We start from the raw sequence: 20,462 nt of genomic DNA on the forward strand, positions 1-20,462 counted from the left end.
TTTTTGTCACATGAAATGGATTAACCGAAACGACAGCGAAGCCAACTACGAAGATCGCAGGGGCAGGGGGCACGGGAAACGAAATGCAGCCGTAGGGGGGCTGGGGGCAATCGTGATCGCCATCATCGCCCTGCTGCTGGGACAGAACCCTTTTCAGGCAATTGACATGGTCAGCAGCATCGCACCCGGTGAATCGACCGAGATGGTAGATCCCTCACGTGCGAACGAGAATGAGGATCTGAAGGTCTTCACCCTGGGGGTATTCAACAGTGCCAACGATGTGTGGGTGGAAATCTTCCGCACACAGTTGAATGAGAATTACATCCGCCCTACGCTGGTCACCTTCACCGATGCCACGGTATCGGAATGTGGGGGTGCCACAGAGTCGGTGGGCCCCTTCTACTGCCCGGCGGACCAGAAGATGTACATCGACCTGGACTTTTTCCACCAGCTTAAATCGGAGTTCGGTGCCAAGGGCGACCTGGCGATGGCCTACGTCACCGCCCATGAGGTGGGGCACCACGTGCAGAAGCTGCTGGGGATCATTGACCAGATGAACCAGTACCGTGGTCGTATCAGTGAGACCGAATACAACAGGCTGAATGTGAAGCTGGAGTTGCAAGCCGACTTCTTCGCGGGAGTGTGGGTGTATCACGCCCAGCGGATGAACATGATCCAACTGGAGCCGGGCGACCTGGAATCGGCCATCAGTGCCACCACGGCAGTTGGAGACGATACCATCCAGAAGCGCTCCATGGGCTACAGCGTACCTGACTCATTCACCCACGGCACGGCGGCACAGCGCACCTACTGGTTCCGCAAGGGAATGGAGACCGGTGATATCCGCCAGGGTGACACCTTCAACGAACCGGGACTACTTTAATTGATAAATCAGTAAACATTCTGATTGGACTCTCTTTCCCTGCTGGTTGTCAGAAAGCATGTAACAGAAAACCCATATGGCTTGCCATATGGGTTTTCTGTTACATTAAAAGTACACCCGGCGAGAATCGAACTCGCATCGTCGGAACCGGAATCCGGTATTCTATCCATTGAACTACGGGTGCCTGAATCTTTATCTTAATCTGAAAGAGCCGTTTTCCCATTCAAAAAGGAGCGTATCACTCACCAGAAATGGTTTGATCTCCTCTGTTTGATCGTCGGTTAACCGCTCCCTGTAATACAATCTGAGCGTCAGATCTGATCCTGTTTTACCGAAGCGGGCTGAGATTGGAAAAATGTCCGGCAAAGATAAGGCATATTTGTAATTATCCGAATTTTTATTCGAAGATTTGAAGAAAATTTCTTTGGAAATCTCCGGAAGAAACAATTCCTGATCCAGTTTCTCCCAGTTAGTCGTATAAAATGAGATCCTGCTGTCGCACACCCCGGCACATACTGTATGGATGACTGAGACAATTAGTGAATCGCCGGAGAGAGGCAACAGCTTGAGTTGAAAATCAGCGACGCCGGAGGTGCGGAGGTGCAGGAAATCACTGCTCTCTGCAATCTTACTGATCTCACCCAGGGCATAGGGGACCGAGGTGTTACCGCTGTCCACCAGGAGCATGGTCTTGTTGGCTTCTGAAACACCGGGTAGCATCTCTGAGGGCATCGACCGAAACAGGTCAGCGGTTGTTTGTCCAGTAGCGGATATCGAAAGCAATAGCAAAAAATTGGTTATTAATCTCTTCATTCTGTCATGTTCAACGTTTAGTATCACTCTATTCAGGATTCTATTCTGTGGACCGGATTACTCCTGATCAACAGCAAGAGGAGGTGCAAAATAGGCCCCCACTTTAAGGATGTGTGCGATATCCCTTGTTCCGTGAATCGTCACCCTTATCTTTTCCGGTGCTACATCACCGAAGCGCAGCAAACGCTTGTAACCTATTGTGGTCCCTTCGGCCAGTGATGACCACTCTTCATTGATCCAGCCTTCAACAGTAAAAGATTCCACTCGTTGTCCTTTTCTGATATCCTCCTGCAGCATCACCGTGTTGATTGTTTCCCCCTTCCTGACAATGTATTCTCTTGAAGCACCCGTGCGGGCCTTCCATTCCAATTCACCGTCAATAAGCAACTCATTTTCGAATAGTATGGAGAGGTAGTTGCCAAACTGCCTGAGCCGCTCTACATCATTTTCATGTATTCTTCCCCGAGTGTCGGGGGGCACATTCAGAAGGAGCACCGAGTTCATGCCTACCGACTGAAAATAGATATCAATCAGTTGTGAAAGACTCTTCACCTTGTCATCCTCCTCGGGGTGGTAAAACCATCCCGGACGAATTGATACGTCCACTTCAGAAGGATTCCAATAAAGGCTTTTTGACTCCTTGATCAGTTCCCTGCTGCCCAGATCTTCAGCAGTATGTGAGATGTTCAATCGCTCATTTTCACTTTTGATTGATTCGTTTATTTCGGGATAAAGGGGAGTGACACTCCATTCAGTTTCACGCCCCAGACCGTTTTCGTTTCCCACCCAACGCACATCATCACCCATGATTGCTTTTACTGCTGTCGGTTGCAGGCTGTCAATCACGTTGTAAAAACGTACCCAATCATACTCCTGTTTCTTCCCGTTGGGGCCTTCTCCATTGGCACCGTCAAACCAAATCTCATCAATGGCACCATATTGGGTAAGCAATTCGGAAAGCTGTTTGACAAACAGCTCGTTGTATCTTGGAGAGTCACCATAGCTCTCGGCATTGCGGTCCCACGGTGAAAGATATACGCCGAACTTCATGTCAAATTTGTTGCAAGCATCTCTTACTTCGCGCACCACATCTCCCTGACCATTGCGCCATGGTGATGCTGCAACTGAATGTGAAGTGGTTTGGGTGGGCCAAAGACAAAAGCCATCATGATGCTTGGCGGTAAGGATGATCATTTTAAGTCCGGCCTGTTGTAAGACAGTTACCCATTGCTCTGCATTGAAATCGGTGGGGTTAAACAGTGCAGGATCTTCATTGCCGTCACCCCATTCTTTTCCTGTGAATGTGTTCATTCCAAAATGAATGAAGGCTGTTAATTCCAGCTGCTGCCATGCATACTGCTGCTGCGTAGGAACGATGTATGCCGATAGCTTGACTTTCTGATCGGAGGTGAGAATATCGGGAAAAGTAAGTTTCTTCTCAAAGTAGGTATTGGCTTTTTGGTTGCAACCTGTGGTCAGCAACAGCAATGACAGTAATCCAAACACGAAATTATTCCTCATATGGCTCATGATTCGTTCAACAGAGAACAAAGTTACGACATTTGATCTAATATCGTACAAAAAAAAGCCACCCCTGGTGGGATGGCTAAGCCGATCTGTTGTTTTTCAGCTTATTGATTTTGTTAAATCGGCAGCTTACTCAACAACTTCTACAAGACTGTCGGCAGCAGCGACGGCAGCCGCTTCTGCAGCTTCGATAGCAGCCTGGATGCTGTCAGCCTGTACTTTCGCAATGCTGTCCAGACGAGCAGCTTCAATCAGACTATCTTGTCTGGCTTTTTCGGCCTGAACCTGAGCATTGTTGCAAGAAACCAACCCCAGTGTTGCTACAACGGCAACCAAGAACAATACTTTTTTCATTCTTTAATGATTTTAAACGATAAATAAATTTGTTTCTCAAAAAACGATGCAAATGTACAGCAAAAACATGTTATGCAACATATTCTCGTGGGAATTTATAGTTAAATATCATTAAATAACGAGTTGTTGTCACTTATTCGTTCCAATTAAGCTCAGAACCATCAAAAATAATTCATTTAACTGTATAAAAAACGCTTGATGCTTTTCTTGGGTGTTTTTTCAAATTCATTCTCTACCAATTCTATATGGCTGATTTTTTCGTAGTTGGCAGCCGATTTATTGAGAGTGACCCTGTTTTCTTCCATGATTGAAGCAAGCTTTTCCCGTGTGATCTGGTCGGCAGTGATAGCTGCCATATCGGGATAGACCAATGCTACAAGACGGAAGTCACGCAGTACTACCACACTTTCAGCTACATAAGGCAGGTTGTTGAGGCGCGATTCTATCTCTTCCGGATAAACATTCTGACCGTTGGCAGTCAGTAACATCGTTTTAATTCTTCCCTTGATGAAAAGTCGCTTGCCCACCATGATGCCGGAATCGCCTGTCTTCAGCCATCCGTCGTCAGTGAAAGCGGCAGCTGTTGCTTCCGGGTTCTTGTAGTAACCTTTCATCACATTCTCACCACGTACCTGTATCTCTCCCGGTATTTTATCCGGTTCCGGTGAATCGATGCGTGCCTCCATGATCCCTTCCAGGACAGACCCGCAGGAGGTGGGGATAAAATCGTAATGGTGGTCGTAGGAGATGAGTGGCGCGCACTCCGTCATGCCGTATCCCACGGAAAAAGGAAATTTCATCTTATGAAAGAATGCTTCCACCTCCGCATTCAGTGCAGCTCCACCGATGACCACCTCGCGGAAGTTACCCCCCAATGAGTGAACAAGGGATTTTTTGATCTTCGATAAAATCAGCTTCTCCAACCCCGGGATTTTCATTGCGACCTTCACGACCGGTTTGTCAATGATCGGTAGGATCTTCTTCTTGTATATCTTCTCAAAAATCAAAGGTACCGACATGATCAATGTGGGTTTTACCTCCTGCAAGGCACTAATCAGGTTCTGAGGGCTGGGTATCACTCCGAGCATGGTGCTGTGAACCCCAGCAGAGAGTGCATAGAGAAAATCAAAGGCACATCCGTAGACATGGGCCATGGGTAGAAAGGCAAGGTTTCTCTCACCGTTGAAGAGCAGGTCCAGCTTGTGTGCGTAGGTTACATTGCCGGCGAGATTGTTGGCCGTGAGCATGACCCCCTTGCTGAATCCGGTGGTGCCTGAGGTATAGTTAATGCAAATCACCTCCTCGTTGCTCACGTCTGCATAACGAATATCATCTTTGCTAAAACCTTTCGGGTAATTTCTCGTGAACAGATCATCGAGTGAATTGATAATTTCGCTCACTTCCTCACGCTCAGATTTGAGCAGCGAGAAATGGGGTATTTCAAATACCGGCACCTTGATATGCTCCTTATTCAGTTTGTTCCAGAGTGATTCGTTTACAAATACAAGGCGTGAATCTGAATGTGTGATGATCTCCTGCATGCTCTCCGGGCTGAACTCGTGGAGGATGGGAACGATGACCGCTCCATAGGTGATGGTTGCCATGAAAAGAATCGACCAGGAGGAGTGGTTCTTACCAATCAGTGAGATCTTATCTCCCTTCTCAATTCCCAGTTCCCTGAAAAGAAGATGCAGCCGTGCTATTTCACGAGCCAGCTCACCGTAGCTGTAGGTGGTGTTTTCCTTGAAATCGGTCAGGGCAGGCTGTTCCCAATTATTTTTAAAGCTATTCTCGTAAAGTTGAATGAAATTTTGTTCAATCATGATTGCACATTTATGCTAAATATGTGCAAAAGTACAACCTGAATTTCAGATTACAAAACAAACTGGTGTCGAAATGGCAATAAAAATTGTAATTTTGTGGGCTGAAGTACCAAAAAAGTGAAATTATCCTGTTCGGAGGGTCTATCACAGCTGATTCCAGTCGGACATTTTTTACGATTATGATCGATCAAACAGTTTTTCAAAATAAGAGAGCAGCATATTACACGCTCGGGTGTAAGCTTAATTTTGCCGAAACATCGGCCATCGGACGGCAGCTGCTGGATGCGGGTGTAACCCGTGCACGCAGGGGCCAGCAGGCAGATATCTGTGTGATTAACACCTGTTCAGTAACCGAGTTGGCCGATAAAAAGGGACGACAAGCCATTCGAAAGGCTATTCAGGAGAATCCATCTGCATTTGTGGTGGTTACAGGTTGTTATGCACAGCTCAAACCGGAGGAGATCGCTCAGATTGAAGGGGTCGACCTGGTGTTGGGTGCGGAGCAAAAGCTCGATGTGGTGAAGTATCTCGATGATTTGCACAAAAAGGAAAAAGGGGAGGTTGTCACCTCCAAGACACACCGCATTCGTTCTTTCGTGCCGTCGGTCTCCGCCGATGACCGCACGCGTTATTTCCTGAAGGTGCAGGATGGGTGTGACTACTTCTGCTCCTTTTGTACCATTCCCTTTGCCAGGGGGCGCAGCCGCAACGGCTCCATCGCCGATCTGGTGAAGCAGGCTGAACAGGTGGTTCAGGAGGGTGGCAAGGAGATTGTGCTCACCGGTGTCAACATTGGTGATTTCGGGCGTACCACCAAGGAACCCTTTATTGATTTGCTGCATGCGCTGGACAAGGTGGAAGGGATCGAGCGGTTTCGTATCTCCTCCATCGAACCCAATCTGCTTACCGATGAGATTATCACCTTTGTGGCTGGCTCCCGCCGTTTTGCGCCTCATTTCCACATGCCGTTGCAGGCCGGATCAGATGCCGTGTTGCAATTGATGAAACGCAAATATGACACAGCGCTCTTTCGCCACAAGGTGGAGATGATTAAACGCATACTGCCCGATGCTTTTATTGGAGTAGACGTGATTGTAGGTGTGAGGGGTGAAACAGATGACTACTATGAGGAGAGCAAAAGGTTTATCGAGTCGCTCGACATGTCGCAGCTACACGTCTTCACCTACTCCGAGCGTCCCGGTACGCAGGCGCTGCAGATCGATTATGCAGTAGATCCCAGGAAAAAGCACGCACGCAGCAAGATGCTGCTGGATATCTCAGATGAGAAGTTGCATCGTTTTTATGCTTCCCAGCAGGGAACACCGAGAAAAGTGCTTTTTGAACATACGAAAAGGGGGGGCAAGATGCATGGCTTCACCGAGAATTATGTGAAGTTGTATGTTGATTATGATCCGTTGCTTGTAAACCGTATTACTGAGGTCACTGTTGGTGCATACAACGATGAGGAGATGGCCATGGAAGCGATTTTCTGACGATGGAGGAGCAAAAGGAAAATATCGGTGTCCGGTTGTTGGTAGCAATAGCAAGTTTTCTTGCTCTGCTTCCTTTTCCGCTGCTCTATTTTTTATCTGATCTGCTCTTTCAGGTCGTCTATCATCTGGCAAGATATCGACGGAAAATGGTGCGAAAGAACCTCTGCAATGCATTTCCGGAGAAAAGCGAGCGAGAGATCATCATCCTGGAGAAAGCTTATTATCGTCATCTCTGCGACTATTTTGTGGAGACAGTGAAAACCCTTCAACTGTCGGAAGAGGAGATGAAGGAGCGAATGCACTTCGAAAACCCGGAGCTGCTGAACAGACTGATGAAGGATGGTTCTTCCTGTCTGGTATGCCTTGGGCACTATGGCAACTGGGAGTGGGTGCCCTCCATTCGGCTGCATCTCATGCCTGGGGTGGAAGCGGGGCTGGTCTACAAGCAATTGCATTCTTTACCCTTCGATCAACTGTTTCGTCAGATCAGGGGACGATTCGGTTCCTTGCCCATTGAGAAGAGGAGTGTTTTACGCACGCTGGTACGTAAAAAGAACGAGGGGCAGACAATCGTGGTGGGATTCCTTTCCGATCAGCGCCCTCCCCGCGTCTCAGACAAGTACTGGACGACCTTCCTGAACCAGGATACACCGTTGCAGACCGGGATGGAAAAGATTGCAAAAGGCCTCTCCATGTCGGTGGTATACCTTGACATTGAAAAGAGGAAACGTGGTTTTTACACCGGACGGTTTGTGACGCTTACGGAGGATGCCTCTCTCGAAGTGAAAGATTCCATCACGGAAGCATATGTGCGGTTGCTCGAGAAGACGGTACTTCGTGCACCGGCGTTCTATCTCTGGTCACATAATTTGTGGAAGTTCAGAAAAGATGAATAAAACATCGGTCATCATACTCAACTGGAACGGTAAGAAGCTGCTGCAGCAGTTCCTGCCCTCTGTCGCTGCTCATACAACAGGGGAGGATTGCCGTCTGATCGTGGCCGACAATGGATCTTCCGATGATTCAGTGGCGTTCCTTCAGGCAGAATTCCCCCATGTTGAATTGATATGCTTTGATCACAACCATGGCTTCGCCGAAGGGTACAACAGGGCGATAGAACAGGTCGACTCCGAATATGTGATCCTGCTGAACTCAGATGTGGAAACAACAGAAGGCTGGGTCCAACCTTTGGTGTCCTATCTCGATGCCCATCAGGGTGTCGCAGCCGTTCAGCCGACGATACGTTCGTTTCATCAGAAAAGTCACTTCGAGTATGCCGGTGCCGCAGGTGGTTATATCGATCGTTACGGTTATCCTTTTTGCAGGGGACGAATTCTGGAGACTGTTGAACCTGACCGGGGTCAGTATAGGGATGAAATCCCTGTTTTTTGGGCCTCGGGTGCCTCTCTTTGCATCAGGAGAAGTGATTATTTAAATGCCGGAGGACTCGATGGTCTCTTCTTTGCGCACATGGAGGAGATCGACCTCTGCTGGCGACTCAATGCTCGGGGCAGGGGGGTGGTCTCTGTACCCTCTTCCGTGGTTTACCATGTTGGAGCTGCTTCGCTCAGCAAGGAGAACCCGCGAAAGTTGTACCTTAATTTCCGCAACAACCTGCTGATGCTTTACAAGAATCTGCCCCGCAAGAGATTGATCCCCACATTTTTTGTCCGGTTCATCTTCGATTTCATGGCTGCTGTTCATCTGCTGATACAGGGAAAGTTTCGGAGCAGCATCTCTGTCGTGAAAGCTTATCGTGATTTCCTGACAATGAGATTTTCCTACAGCCATAAACGGAGGGAAAACATGCGCCTGACCACCAATATAAACCTACCGGGAACCTACCGGAGCAGCATCCTGATGGCATATTACCTCCGCAACAAGCGCACCTATGGATCGCTTTTCAGCAAGAAATAAAATGCTATTCGAAATGAAAGCTGAGGGTGATCATCCGCTGGGTGGCCTTCGTGAGAGATAAGGTATATTTTATCAGATCTTCTTCCTTGAGGTCGCTGCGTTCTCTCTCCAGTATATCGGTCAGTCCGAAGCTGAACTTCAGCTCGGGCGAAAGTGTGAAGAGGGGAAGGTAGAAGCTGCATCCCGCACCAATCTCTACTCCTCTGTCGAACGATTCAAGCAGTACCGCTCTGTTTTTCTTTCTTGCAAGCTCGATACTGCCATATCCTCCCAAAAGGAGGTAGGGTTTGTAATTGTTGATTCTGATCCCGGCGATCTTCAGGTGAACGGGCAGGGTGAGGTAGTTGTTGCGAAGGCTTTCCTTATATTCTTCCCCCGATTCCTGTTCACGAAAGAGCAACTCCTTGCTGCCCAGGTTCAGTGTGGGAAGCATTCTCAGATTCAGGTGCCGGGAGAGATAGAGATCACCGATGATGCCTACCGTAAAACCGGGCGTGTAATCCGGAATCTCCGAAAACCATACCTCACCATCCCCGCTTTGGTATCCGGACTGCGTGAGAATCAGATCCTGGGTATGCATGCCTACGGTGAATCCCAGGTGGAACAGTTGTTGATCGGCATAGGGCCGGTGCTGCAGGCTTCGTTGCTGACCGTAAATGATCAAGGGAACAGAGAGCAACAAACTTAATATGAAAAGGTGTAAGGCTATCTTCATACCTGGTTTAAACGAGTGGCCCGGACAGATATTGTGTGGTGATGTGGAAAGATATGGGGATTCTTTTTTCATTATTCAAAAAACTTTCTACCTTTGCAATAACAATCAAATCCAATTACATTAACTTAACTAATTATTCATTATGGCTTACGTTATTACTGAAGATTGTATTGCTTGCGGAACATGTATCGACGAATGCCCTGTTGATGCTATCTCGGAAGGTGACATCTATGTGATTGATCCCGAAATCTGTACTGACTGCGGTTCTTGCGCAGAGGTATGCCCCACCGAAGCAATTCATCCGGCATAAATAGACGGATATCTTATCTGTTAGGGAAACAAAAAGAGGCTGTCTCATCATAAAACATGAGAGGGCCTTTTTTTTGTTTTAATGTATTTTCTGTTTATCCCATTTTTAGGACGAGACAGGGTTCTCGGTGCCTCTAGCCTTATTGCACCTTTATACCACCCTTATACCCACTCCAATATTTATGGGAGTGGGTATAAGGGTACAATTAGCTTAGAATAAAAGAAGAGCTTCCAAAAACAGGTGGAAAACCTGCAATTCTGAGACGGCCTCATTGTTGCATCAGCCTGAATGGACAAAAAAAAGACGCCCCCGAAAGGGGCGTCTTCCTATTGATAGTGTATGGTTATGCATTCACAGTGTTCATGTGCGCTACCAGGTCGAGCACCTTGTTGGAATAACCCCACTCGTTGTCATACCAGCTGATCACCTTCACGAAGGTGGGGCTGAGCTGGATGCCTGCCTTCTCGTCGAAAATGGAAGTGCGTGCATCACCGATGAAATCGCTTGATACCACATCTTCGTTGGTGTATCCGAGGATGCCTTTCAGTTCGCCTTCAGAAGCTTCCTTCATGGCAGCACAGATCTCAGCATAAGAAGTCTCTTTGGCCAGACGTACGGTCAGGTCAACTACTGATACGTTGAGGGTGGGAACGCGCATGGACATACCTGTCAGCTTGCCGTTCAGTTCAGGGATCACCTTGCCTACAGCCTTGGCTGCACCTGTGGAAGAGGGGATGATGTTGGCAGAAGCTGCACGGCCGCCTCTCCAGTCTTTTGCAGAAGGACCGTCAACAGTCTTCTGGGTAGCAGTGGTAGAGTGTACGGTGGTCATCAATCCTTCCAGTACGCCGAACTTGTCGTTCAGTACCTTGGTGATGGGAGCCAGGCAGTTGGTGGTACAAGATGCGTTCGATACGAACTGCTCACCCTTGGTGTAGGTCTTTTCGTTCACACCGCAAACATACATGCGGGTGTCATCCTTTGAGGGAGCAGACATCACCACATACTTGGCACCTGCGTCGATGTGACCCTGGGCCTTGTCCTTTGAGAGGAAGAGACCGGTTGATTCTACCACATATTCAGCACCAACGGCGTCCCACTTCAGATCAGCCGGGTTTCTTTCAGCAGAAACACGGATGGTGTTTCCGTTGACAACCAGGTTGCCATCTTTCACCTCTACCGATCCATTGAACTGGCCATGGATGGTGTCGTATTTTAACATATAAGCGATGTAATCTACATCGAGCAAGTCGTTGATACCTACAATCTGGATATCATTTCTGTTTTGAGCTGCACGGAACACCAGGCGTCCAATGCGACCGAATCCGTTAATACCTACTTTAATCATACTTTATTGAATTTAATTTGTAAAAGTGTTCTTGTCGAAAGTCGTTTATATTTTAGACATAATACAACAATGTTTGCGATATTATGTACTTACCGGTGGTCTGAATCGATCCTAAAAACCATCTTATTGTTTGCGTTACAAAAATACAAAATCTTTTCTTTTTAACGAAATATTTTTGCCAAAAAAGGGTAAAATTGCAGATTGCCGCAAAAAATGTAACCCCTTGGCAGCAAATGGTGAACAAAATGGGAGGCAGAATCATTTAAAGGAGACCAATGCGAGAATGAAGAAGTGGTGCGTAACACTTTGTTATTAATTTACACATGACTAAAAACCGTCTGAACGTGAAACAACTGAACCTGAAACAGAAGCTAAGGGTGAATGATGATACCCGTAACTTCTACAACGGGGTTTTTATCGATCTGGGTGAGCTGGTGATCTTCACCGGCAATGTAATCAGGCAGTTGTTTCAACCTCCTTTTGAGCACCGTGAACTGGTGAAACAAGGCTTTCTGCTTGGCAACAAATCTTTCGCTCTGGTAGTGGTCACCGGCTTTATCATGGGCCTGGTACTCACCATGCAGATGAATCCCATACTATCCGATTTTGGCGCACAGACACTGTTGCCGGGGGTGATTGCCGTTTCCATGGTGCGGGAATTGGGGCCGGTAATCACGGGACTGATATGCGCCGGCAAGATCAGCTCCGGTATCGGCGCGGAGATAGCAGCCATGCGGGTGACGGAACAGATTGATGCGATGGAGGTTTCCGGTACACGTCCCCTCAGTTACGTGGTCGCCTCACGTGTGCTGGCTACCACCATTGTGGTGCCGGTACTGGTGATTCTTGCCGACGCATTCAGCCTCTTGGGGGCCTTTTTAGCAGTCAACATCTTTGAAGAAACTTCGACCACGCTCTTCATGAACCGTGCTTTCTCCATGCTGGGATTTATCGACCTTTTCCCGGCCACGCTCAAGACGGTGCTGTTTGGTTTTTTTATCGGTCTGATAGGTTCCTACAAAGGTTATACCGCCGGCAGGGGTACCGAGTCGGTTGGACAGTCTGCTAACTCAGCTGTGGTGGCCTCTTCGCTCACAATCTTCGTAATTGACCTGATCTTTGTATTAATCACCAGTATCCTGTAACATCTCATGGAGAAAGAAAAAGTAATTGAAATTGAGAAGCTGTACAAATCATTCAGGGAGAAGCATATCCTGAGGGGTATTGACCTGACACTGCACAAGGGTGAGAACCTGGGGATCGTTGGTAAGTCGGGTATTGGCAAATCGGTGTTGACCAAGTGTATTGTGCGACTGATCGAACCTGATGCCGGTCGTATCAACGTCCTCGGAACGGATGTAGTGACCTGTGACGGGGAGGAGCTCAATGAACTCCGGAAGAAGGTAGGATATCTCTTTCAGGGAGGGGCGCTTTACGATTCAATGAGTGTGCGCGAGAACCTTCTGTTCCCGGTGCGAAGGACCCAGTTTGTAGACCGCAAGCTTGATACGGAAGAGCTGATTGAACGATCGCTGCGCAGTGTGGGTCTGCTTGATGCCATCGACAAGATGCCCTCGGAACTATCGGGAGGGATGAAAAAGCGTATTGCCCTGGCGCGGACGTTGATCCTGAAACCACAGATCATCCTTTACGACGAACCCACTACAGGGTTGGATGCGGTTACATCGGGTGAAATCAGTGAACTGATCCAGCAGATACGAGAAGAATACCAGACGGCTGCCATCATCATCACCCACGACATGAAGTGTGCGCGGATTGCCACTGACACGATCCGCATCATGAAAGAGGGCCTTTTTCTAACCGAAGGAACTTACGATGAGCTGAGTCGCTCTGATGATAAAGAAATACGGAACTATTTTGTATAACATAAACCATAACATATCATAAGATGAAAAGAACCAAACAGGCACTGAGGCTTGGCATTTTTGTGGCATCAGCACTGATGTTGTTTGTAGTGGCGATATATCTGATTGGAAGTAAGCAGAACCTATTTTCATCCAATACCGACCTGCATGCTTCCTTTAAAGACATCCGCGGATTGATGCCGGGCAACCTGGTTCGCTTTGCGGGCATCAACATCGGTACGGTAAAGGATATCCGCATCGTAGCGGATTCCTCCGTGGTGGTCACCCTCTCCGTTCGTGACCAGTATACTGACTTCATCTATAAGAATTCGCAGGTGCAGATTGGACAGGAAGGGCTGATGGGAGGTAAGATCGTGCTCATCTCCACGGGTGATCCGGCCACAGGTAAGGTGGAAAAAGATGATTACCTGCCGGTAGCCGATGGCCTCGACATCCAGGCAATGATCGCCCAGGCAACCGAGATGCTGGAAGAGGCAAAAGAAACGGTGGCCAGCCTACATTCAATTGCAGACAAGATGGATCATGGGGAGGGGGATATCGCACGTTTACTCAATGAAAAGTCGCTCACCACCGGATTCGAAACAGCCACGAACCGACTGAACGAGTCACTGACAGATATCAACAACATAACAGGTAAGATCAGCAACGGTGAAGGTGATCTTGGAAAACTGATTCAGGGTGATTCCATCACCACGGAGGTGAATCGTATCATGGCCGGCCTGAGTACTACAACCCGGAGGGCAGACTCGTTGGTGAATGAGTTACATCAGACTTCTTATTCGCTCAATCATGGTGAAGGCGTATTACCACGGCTTCTGCACGACAAAGAGATGGGTTTGAATGTGGATACGGCGATAGCAAAGGTTGATCATGGAGTTGTACAGGTAACGCGTGCGGCTGAGACCATTGCCAACAGCTGGATCTTTCGCCTCTTCTCCAAGAAGCGAAAAAAACAACCAGAGGCAGGTACTTCGTTAGAGGAGATACGGGTGAAGCCTGGTGATACCCTTCTGATAAGGCATGAGGGGACGGTAGCCGCAGAGAGCAATGAGTAATATCCTGTTAATGGTGAATATGTTTAAACAATTTTTAGCATAAGTGTGTTATATAGGGTAAACTTGGTAGAAACTTTTTCTTACACTAAAATATCATTGTTATGGGAATTTTATCTTGGATTTTATTGGGGCTCATTGCCGGTGCAATCGCAAAGGCAATCCGTCCGGGCAAGGATCCCGGAGGCTGGCTGGTAACCATTCTGATCGGTATCGTGGGAGCTTTTCTCGGCGGTTGGATTGGTTCTTTCCTCGGATGGGGTACAGTAGATACGTTCAGTTTGAGAACGCTTCTGCTGGCTATTGGCGGATCATTGATCGTACTCTTCATCTACGCGGCCATCAGCAAGAGACGCTGATACATAACAGGTGAATCATTGAATTGCACCAGTCGGCATTACCGGCTGGTGTTTTTTTATTGAAGAAGGTCAGACCACTCCTTTTTTATCTCCAGGTTTATGCAAGATGACCTCAATCTTTTCAGTGGTCACCAGGCACCCGTATCTTACCGAGTCCAGGATTGGTTTAATCTGCTCAATGAACCGTAAAATATCAATCTCTTTGTCTATGATTTCGATTGCTACCGGCAGTTTATCACCCAATTCCCAAAACTTGTATGAATGAATGACCGAGCTGGTGCCGTACCCAAGGATACCTTTCAGCACGGTTGCACCTGAGAGACCCTCTTTTCTGGCCTCGAAGACGATCTGCTCATAGAGCAAACCATTCCCGTATCTGTCAGTGCTACTGAGATAGATACGCAATAACAGTGCAGTTTCATTTTTTTCCATGTCAGATTGATTTGATGATGAGACGTCCCAAAAAGACTGCGGTAAGTCCCAGGAAGAAGCTGAGCCCCGAGTAGGTGGCGAACCGCATGAACTCGTTGTTCTGTAGGAGGATAAAGGCATCGTTGGAGAAGGTGGAGAAGGTGGTGAAGCCACCGCAGAGACCCACGGTGAGGAAGATGCGCCACTCGGGGGTGAGCAGGTTGCCTCTCTCAGAGAGTCCGTATAAAATGCCAATAAGGAAGCTACCCAGGATGTTCACGGTAAAGGTGCCCCAGGGAAAGAGACTCTCCATATGCAGTTGGAAATAGCGGGATACAAGGTAGCGGAGAGCTGTACCGATAAAACCTCCCAACCCGACGATCAGTAATGATTTGATCATTTCACTTCTTTTTTATAAGGATGTCTATTCCCAGTTGAGTAACCGCCGCTCACCCGTGAGCCCCCTGATCTCCGTCACATCCTGGCTCACCTCCACAACCCCTTTGTAGGAACCATTAGCACTTCTCAGCGCGAAATAGCGGATCAGCACGAAACGACCCCTCATGGTGATCCAGAAGTCGGCATGGTCGCGCTCTCCTTTGCGGAAGGCTTCAATGATCTGTTCCACCACGTGCACGCTTTCCGGCGGGTGGCAGTTCTGTACCAGTCGTCCCACGATGGCCGGTGAACGGGGAAAGAGACGATCCTCTCCCCGGTTGAAATACAAGACTTTGTCATGCTCATCTACCACCGTAATATCGACCGGCAGGTTGTTGAAAACCAGCAATGCCTGCCCGGCAGTCATCCTGCCGGTCTCCGAAACGATGGAGCCTGGAATCTCCGGCAATGGCTGACTTTCGGTCTCCATTGCGTGAAGGTCTGGTTTTTGGGGTGGATCGATAAAGGGGAAGGGGTAGTCAAAGCTCTGCAGCATCATCTTCTGCCAGACAGGTGTATCCACAGTTTCCGATGCTACAGGGAAGATGATGCTATCCTCTTTCTGGATCATTCTGAATACGAGGGAGTAATATTTTCCCAGCAAGCGGTTGAAGTCACTCCATTGCGAAGCCTCCTCCTCCAGCATCGCAATCACCTCTTTCAGGGTTCTCCTGATGTCATCATGCAGCGACCACATCACCTGCAGGGGACGATAGCTCTCCCACACCTCTTCCAGGTAGGGAAAGAGGATGTTCTCTTTTTTTATGTAGTGTGCATCGAAAGCCTGAAACTCCCGGAAACGGGGCAGCAGCTCTGTCTTCATTCGGCTGAACGCTTCAGCCTCCATACCGCGGCAACCTTTCAGAATTTTCTTCACCCGGTTCAGCCGGAAGGCGAATGCTTCATTTTCGAGCATCAGCGTGTAGAGAAAGGTGCCCTCAGATGGTTTTTTCCAGGGATAACTGTTCAGTGATTTCGTGAAGACATTGATCACCCTCTCCACATCCTGCTTGATCTCACCCGGTGTGATGCCCATCTGAAGTTGCTTTTCCTCCATTTTTAGCATGTCATGCGGGGTCATGTGATCGATGGCATCCCTGTATTTCTCAATCAGTGCCTTGCCATCCTCACCGTTCATGATGCCCAGCGAGAATGCCAGCAGGTCGCTCAGTCGTTTCTCAGAATTGTTGATGAATTCAGACATAAAGACATTCGTTTTTGTTGGGTATGGCTACTTTACAGTTGATACAAAGGTAATATGAATCTATTAAAATGATACAACGAGGTTAATTAAATTGAACATGCCTTGACGGACTTTTTCATTTTACAATTCGTATATTTGCCTCACGATAAGTGTTTGTTCAATATTAACCATCATAAAACATTTCTCCATGCAAGTTCCAAAAGTGTATCTCTACGGCACAATCCTCCTTTTTGCTCTTCTTTTCAATTCATGTGGCAATGGGGGTCAGGCAGAACCAAAACTGACTCCCATTGATTCCATCCGGTTGAGCGACCCGTTTATCCTGGCAGACAAGGCTACGAATAGTTACTTTATGACCGGAACAGGAGGAATGGTGTGGAAAAGCAGCAATTTGAAGATGTGGGAGGGGCCTTTTCATGTCACAGAGGTGGACAGTAGCTCATGGATGGGCCCCCGGCCGATGATCTGGGCGGCTGAACTGCATAGCTACAAGGACAAGTATTACTATTTTGCCACTTTTACCAATACCGACATCAAGATTGATACTGTGGCGGGAAACGTGATCGACCGACGTGCAAGTCATATCTTGGTCGCAGATAAGGCTGAAGGGCCTTACAAGCCGATGAGAGATTCGGTCTACCTGCCTGCACACATGCCAACACTCGACGGTACATTCTGGGTGGATGCTGATGGAAAACCTTATATGGTATATTGTTACGAGTGGCTCCAGAACCTGAACGGAACAATTGAAAAGATTGAACTGAAACCGGATCTGAGCGGTTCAGTGGGTGAGGGACAACTGTTGTTTAAGGCCAGCGACTCACCCTGGAGCCGGGAGAAGGATGAGGATGGCCAGGATGTACCCAACAAAGTAACAGATGGCCCTTTTTTATTCCGGACAGGATCAGGCAGGCTGGGCATGCTGTGGACCAGTTGGGTCTACGAGGTTTATACACAGGGTGTGGCTTATTCGGAAAGCGGAACACTCGATGGCACCTGGATCCAGGAGGAGGAACCGGTGACACCTCCCAACTTCGGCCATGGAATGCTCTTCCGGACATTTGAAGGTGAAACGCTCATGGCGGTACATAGTCACAAGGAGGTAAATGGCAGATACCACCGCGTACCCCGCTTGTTCCAGGTTGATCTTTCCGGTGACAAGCTTGTGGTAACGGGAGAGTTTGTGCCATGAGTTGAACCAAACCGGATATTTGTTTGTTTCGTTTACTGTGCCGGGCTGAAAAATGCCCTCTCCCAAAACTTTTGACAAATGAGCAATATCCCGGTTTCCCCTCCCAAAAAAGGTTTTATAGGTTTCATCGAAAAAGGCGGTAACGCCTTGCCTCACCCTGCCATCCTCTTTGCAATCTTTGCCCTGCTCACTCTTTTTGTATCAGGTGTCGGGTCATGGCTTGGCTGGTCCGGTATACACCCTGCAACGGGTGAGTCGGTTGACGTGGTGAACCTGCTCTCGCGGGAGGGGTTGCATCGTATCCTGCTAGAGATGATCGACAGCTATACAGGCTTTGCCCCGTTGGGCATTGTGATGGTGGCGATGCTCGGTATTGGTGTGGCGGAAAGCAGCGGACTGATCGGCACCGGTGTGAAAGCACTTCTGGTGAAGGCACCCCGCAGCATCATCACCCTGATGGTGGTCTTTACCGGGGTGTTGTCGAATATGGCTTCCGACATTGGTTACATCCTGATCATCCCACTGGCAGGTACCATCTTCCACTCGCTGGGCAGGCATCCGCTGGCCGGCATGGCTGCCGCCTTTGCCGGTGTGAGCGGAGGCTTCAGTGCCAACCTGTTGATTGGTACCATCGACCCTCTGTTGGCGGGCCTCTCCACAGAGGCAGCCAACATCATCGACCCCGGTTACTACGTGATGCCGACGGCCAATTATTATTTCATGGCTGTCTCCACTTTTCTGATTACCTTCCTGGGTGCCTGGGTGACCAATCGTTGGGTGGAGCCGCGATTGGGTAAGTACCGCGGCGAGGTAGCCCCGGAAGAGATTAACCCACTCACGGATGCGGAAAGAAAAGGTTTGCGCAACACCGGTATCGCGGCTTTGCTCTGGGGGGGGCTCATCCTGGCAGGAATCCTCCCGGAGAATGGTCTGTTGAGGGGTGCCGACGGTACCATCCTTCACTCACCGCTGCTGAAAGGATTCATTGCCTTTCTCTTTCTGAGTGCCTCCTCCCTGGGTGTTGTCTATGGTTACACCGTAGGTGTTTTCCGGAAATCGGGCGATGTGATCGACGGGATGAGCAACAGCTTCAAGTCGCTGGTATCCTTCCTGGTGCTGGTCTTCTTCGCGGCACAGTTTGTCGCCTGGTTTCAGTGGAGCAACCTGGGGGTGCTGCTGGCAATCAACGGAGCCGATATCCTGCAAAGCCTGAACATCGGCTTGATACCGCTGGTGATTCTTTTCATCCTCTTCTCCGGTTTTATCAACCTCTTTATGGGGAGTGCCTCCGCAAAGTGGGCCATCATGGGACCGATTTTCATTCCCATCTTCATGCTGCTGGGCTACTCTCCCGAGCTTTCTCAGGCGGTATTCAGGGTGGGGGACAGCATCACCAACATCATTTCGCCAATGATGAGCTTCTTTGCACTGATCATTGTCTATTTCCAGAAATATCAGAAAGATAGCGGCTTCGGAACCATCATGGCCAACATGTTGCCCTATTCCATCGCATTCTTTGTGGGATGGGTGCTGCTGATGATTCTCTGGGTCATCCTGGGACTACCCCTGGGACCTGAGTCGCCAATCAACTACATCCCCTCCTGAATCAGTGCAACTGCTGCTTTCTCACCGGTGGGAGCATATCACTCTTTATCTCCAATCACCGGTGGAAGTAACCGGTCTTGTCTGAGACAAAGTGCAGGTCGATCTGCGGGAAGGGGATGGAGATTCCGTGTTCAATAAACTTTTCGTTGATGATCTTGCGGATGTCAGACTTCACGTTCTCGATGCGGAACACGTTGTCGCTGAAGAAGAGCAGTTCAAAGTCGAGCGAGGAGCTTCCGAAATCGACGAACCGGGCAATGACAGACGATTTGTCAGAGATGTCCTTGTGATCAAGGGCGCTCTCCCTGAGTACTTTGATTACCAGGTCCACATCGCTGCCGTAGGCCACTCCCACCTTGATGCGAAACCTTGTTTTGCGGTCCTGGTGGCTCCAGTTGACTACCTTGTTGGAGGTGATCAGCGAGTTGGGTATGATCACCGAAATGTAATCACGGTCTATTGCTTTCGATGTTCGAAGTCCGATCTTCTCGATCTGCACAACATCATCGTCTATCTCCAGCACATCCCCCACGTGAATCGATCCCTCAAACAGGAGGATTATGCCCGATACAAAATTATTGAAGGTGGTTTGAAGACCCAGGCCGATACCCACAAGCAGTGCTGCTGATCCTGCCAGGAGCGCGTTCAGTTTGACTCCCAGCTCCTCCAGTACGATCAGGATTGCTACAATCCAGACAAAATACTTGATGATCTGAAAGAGGGAGTAAAGGTTGCCCCTGTCGTAGCGGTTCTCGATCTTCTTGCGGAACAGCAGCTTCCTGATCAACGAGAGGATACCCATGGTAGCCAGGATGATCAGTGCCATGGTGATGATCTTACTGTTGGTAAACGAGTACTCCCCGATGCGGAAGATCTCATACTCAATAAAGTCGCGTAACTTTTCCATCCTGTTTGTTTGTTGTTTATCGGTTACATGTTCAAAGGCACCGGCTGAAGAAATTTCTTATCACGCAGTAAATATAGTGAATAAATTCAAAAACGACTGTGTCATTCAATATTCCATCCTTTTCACTATCTTTGTGCTCCGTTTTAGGGGTCAGTGTGAAGAAGTTGATTTATAAGTATTAAAGCCGGTGAATGACACTTCTGCTTTCCGGACCCCTAATCTGTC

Annotated in this window: 21 protein-coding genes and 1 tRNA gene; 11 read left to right on the top strand and 11 right to left on the bottom strand. The window is 48.6% G+C overall.

Features of this window, described 5'->3' with window-relative positions:
* Positions 1–10: 10 nt before the first annotated feature.
* Complete coding sequence (locus JS578_12220) at positions 11–883, top strand: zinc metallopeptidase (GenBank protein QRX63605.1); 873 nt, start codon at positions 11–13, stop codon at positions 881–883.
* A 112-nt stretch (positions 884–995) separates the two neighbouring features.
* Here JS578_12220 and JS578_12225 read toward each other — a convergent pair.
* The 5 genes from JS578_12225 to JS578_12245 form a co-directional block, all read right to left on the bottom strand.
* A tRNA-Arg gene (locus JS578_12225) sits at positions 996–1,067 on the bottom strand.
* A gap of 8 nt (positions 1,068–1,075) precedes the next feature.
* Positions 1,076–1,696, bottom strand: coding sequence for a DUF3256 family protein (locus JS578_12230; protein QRX63606.1), 621 nt, complete (start codon positions 1,694–1,696; stop codon positions 1,076–1,078).
* Positions 1,697–1,753: 57 nt separating this feature from the next.
* Complete coding sequence (locus JS578_12235) at positions 1,754–3,217, bottom strand: alpha-L-fucosidase (protein QRX63607.1); 1,464 nt, start codon at positions 3,215–3,217, stop codon at positions 1,754–1,756.
* 135 nt (positions 3,218–3,352) lie between these two features.
* Positions 3,353–3,577: a hypothetical protein gene (locus tag JS578_12240; GenBank protein ID QRX63608.1), complete on the bottom strand. Its 225-nt coding sequence runs from the start codon at positions 3,575–3,577 to the stop codon at positions 3,353–3,355.
* Between the two features lie 176 nt (positions 3,578–3,753).
* Positions 3,754–5,400: an AMP-binding protein gene (locus tag JS578_12245; protein QRX63609.1), complete on the bottom strand. Its 1,647-nt coding sequence runs from the start codon at positions 5,398–5,400 to the stop codon at positions 3,754–3,756.
* Between the two features lie 179 nt (positions 5,401–5,579).
* On the opposite strand from JS578_12245, the gene mtaB reads away from it, so the two are divergent.
* Genes mtaB through JS578_12260 form a run of 3 tightly spaced genes read left to right on the top strand, consistent with a single transcriptional unit; the run spans position 5,580 to position 8,810 of the window.
* Positions 5,580–6,893: a tRNA (N(6)-L-threonylcarbamoyladenosine(37)-C(2))-methylthiotransferase MtaB gene (gene mtaB / locus JS578_12250; protein QRX63610.1), complete on the top strand. Its 1,314-nt coding sequence runs from the start codon at positions 5,580–5,582 to the stop codon at positions 6,891–6,893.
* A 2-nt stretch (positions 6,894–6,895) separates the two neighbouring features.
* Positions 6,896–7,789, top strand: coding sequence for a lysophospholipid acyltransferase family protein (locus JS578_12255; protein QRX63611.1), 894 nt, complete (start codon positions 6,896–6,898; stop codon positions 7,787–7,789).
* Positions 7,782–8,810 carry a glycosyltransferase gene (locus JS578_12260; GenBank protein ID QRX63612.1) on the top strand — a complete coding sequence of 343 codons (1,029 nt, stop codon included), beginning with the start codon at positions 7,782–7,784 and terminating at the stop codon, positions 8,808–8,810. Before JS578_12255 ends, JS578_12260 begins: the two co-directional genes overlap by 8 nt.
* A 4-nt stretch (positions 8,811–8,814) precedes the next feature.
* Here JS578_12260 and JS578_12265 read toward each other — a convergent pair whose 3' ends face one another.
* A complete protein-coding gene (locus JS578_12265) occupies positions 8,815–9,525 on the bottom strand; it encodes a PorT family protein (GenBank protein ID QRX63613.1) in 711 nt (236 codons plus the stop codon).
* 142 nt (positions 9,526–9,667) lie between these two features.
* Between JS578_12265 and JS578_12270 the strand changes: the two genes are divergently transcribed.
* The gene (locus tag JS578_12270; GenBank protein QRX63614.1) at positions 9,668–9,835 is read left to right on the top strand and encodes a 4Fe-4S binding protein; all 168 of its coding nucleotides are present in this window, start codon (positions 9,668–9,670) and stop codon (positions 9,833–9,835) included.
* A 343-nt stretch (positions 9,836–10,178) separates the two neighbouring features.
* Here JS578_12270 and gap read toward each other — a convergent pair whose 3' ends face one another.
* The gene (gap, locus tag JS578_12275) at positions 10,179–11,183 is read right to left on the bottom strand and encodes a type I glyceraldehyde-3-phosphate dehydrogenase (protein QRX63615.1); all 1,005 of its coding nucleotides are present in this window, start codon (positions 11,181–11,183) and stop codon (positions 10,179–10,181) included.
* 323 nt (positions 11,184–11,506) lie between these two features.
* Between gap and JS578_12280 the strand changes: the two genes are divergently transcribed.
* The 4 genes from JS578_12280 (at position 11,507) to JS578_12295 (ending at position 14,480) form a co-directional block, all read left to right on the top strand.
* On the top strand, positions 11,507–12,328 hold the full coding sequence (locus tag JS578_12280; protein QRX63616.1) for an ABC transporter permease: 822 nt from the start codon (positions 11,507–11,509) through the stop codon (positions 12,326–12,328).
* A gap of 6 nt (positions 12,329–12,334) precedes the next feature.
* A complete protein-coding gene (locus tag JS578_12285) occupies positions 12,335–13,069 on the top strand; it encodes an ATP-binding cassette domain-containing protein (GenBank protein ID QRX63617.1) in 735 nt (244 codons plus the stop codon).
* Positions 13,070–13,092: 23 nt separating this feature from the next.
* Positions 13,093–14,124, top strand: a complete 1,032-nt coding sequence (locus JS578_12290) for an MCE family protein (protein QRX63618.1) — start codon at positions 13,093–13,095, stop codon at positions 14,122–14,124.
* Between the two features lie 101 nt (positions 14,125–14,225).
* On the top strand, positions 14,226–14,480 hold the full coding sequence (locus JS578_12295) for a GlsB/YeaQ/YmgE family stress response membrane protein (GenBank protein ID QRX63619.1): 255 nt from the start codon (positions 14,226–14,228) through the stop codon (positions 14,478–14,480).
* Positions 14,481–14,549: 69 nt separating this feature from the next.
* Here JS578_12295 and JS578_12300 read toward each other — a convergent pair whose 3' ends face one another.
* Genes JS578_12300 through JS578_12310 form a run of 3 tightly spaced genes read right to left on the bottom strand, consistent with a single transcriptional unit; the run spans position 14,550 to position 16,533 of the window.
* Positions 14,550–14,912, bottom strand: a complete 363-nt coding sequence (locus JS578_12300; protein QRX63620.1) for a DUF190 domain-containing protein — start codon at positions 14,910–14,912, stop codon at positions 14,550–14,552.
* A 1-nt stretch (position 14,913) separates the two neighbouring features.
* On the bottom strand, positions 14,914–15,291 hold the full coding sequence (gene crcB, locus JS578_12305) for a fluoride efflux transporter CrcB (GenBank protein QRX63621.1): 378 nt from the start codon (positions 15,289–15,291) through the stop codon (positions 14,914–14,916).
* Between the two features lie 24 nt (positions 15,292–15,315).
* Positions 15,316–16,533, bottom strand: coding sequence for a DUF438 domain-containing protein (locus tag JS578_12310; GenBank protein QRX63622.1), 1,218 nt, complete (start codon positions 16,531–16,533; stop codon positions 15,316–15,318).
* 187 nt (positions 16,534–16,720) lie between these two features.
* Between JS578_12310 and JS578_12315 the strand changes: the two genes are divergently transcribed.
* Both JS578_12315 and JS578_12320 read left to right on the top strand, forming a co-directional pair.
* A complete protein-coding gene (locus tag JS578_12315; GenBank protein ID QRX63623.1) occupies positions 16,721–17,725 on the top strand; it encodes a family 43 glycosylhydrolase in 1,005 nt (334 codons plus the stop codon).
* Between the two features lie 78 nt (positions 17,726–17,803).
* Entirely contained in the window at positions 17,804–19,330 is a 1,527-nt protein-coding gene (locus JS578_12320) for an AbgT family transporter (GenBank protein ID QRX63624.1), read from the top strand.
* A gap of 55 nt (positions 19,331–19,385) precedes the next feature.
* Here JS578_12320 and JS578_12325 read toward each other — a convergent pair whose 3' ends face one another.
* Positions 19,386–20,237 (bottom strand): mechanosensitive ion channel, encoded by an 852-nt coding sequence (locus JS578_12325; protein ID QRX63625.1) that lies wholly within the window; start codon positions 20,235–20,237, stop codon positions 19,386–19,388.
* Between the last annotated feature and the right edge of the window lie 225 nt (positions 20,238–20,462).

Source organism: Dysgonomonadaceae bacterium zrk40 (assembly GCA_016916535.1).
Taxonomy (GTDB): domain Bacteria; phylum Bacteroidota; class Bacteroidia; order Bacteroidales; family Dysgonomonadaceae; genus Proteiniphilum.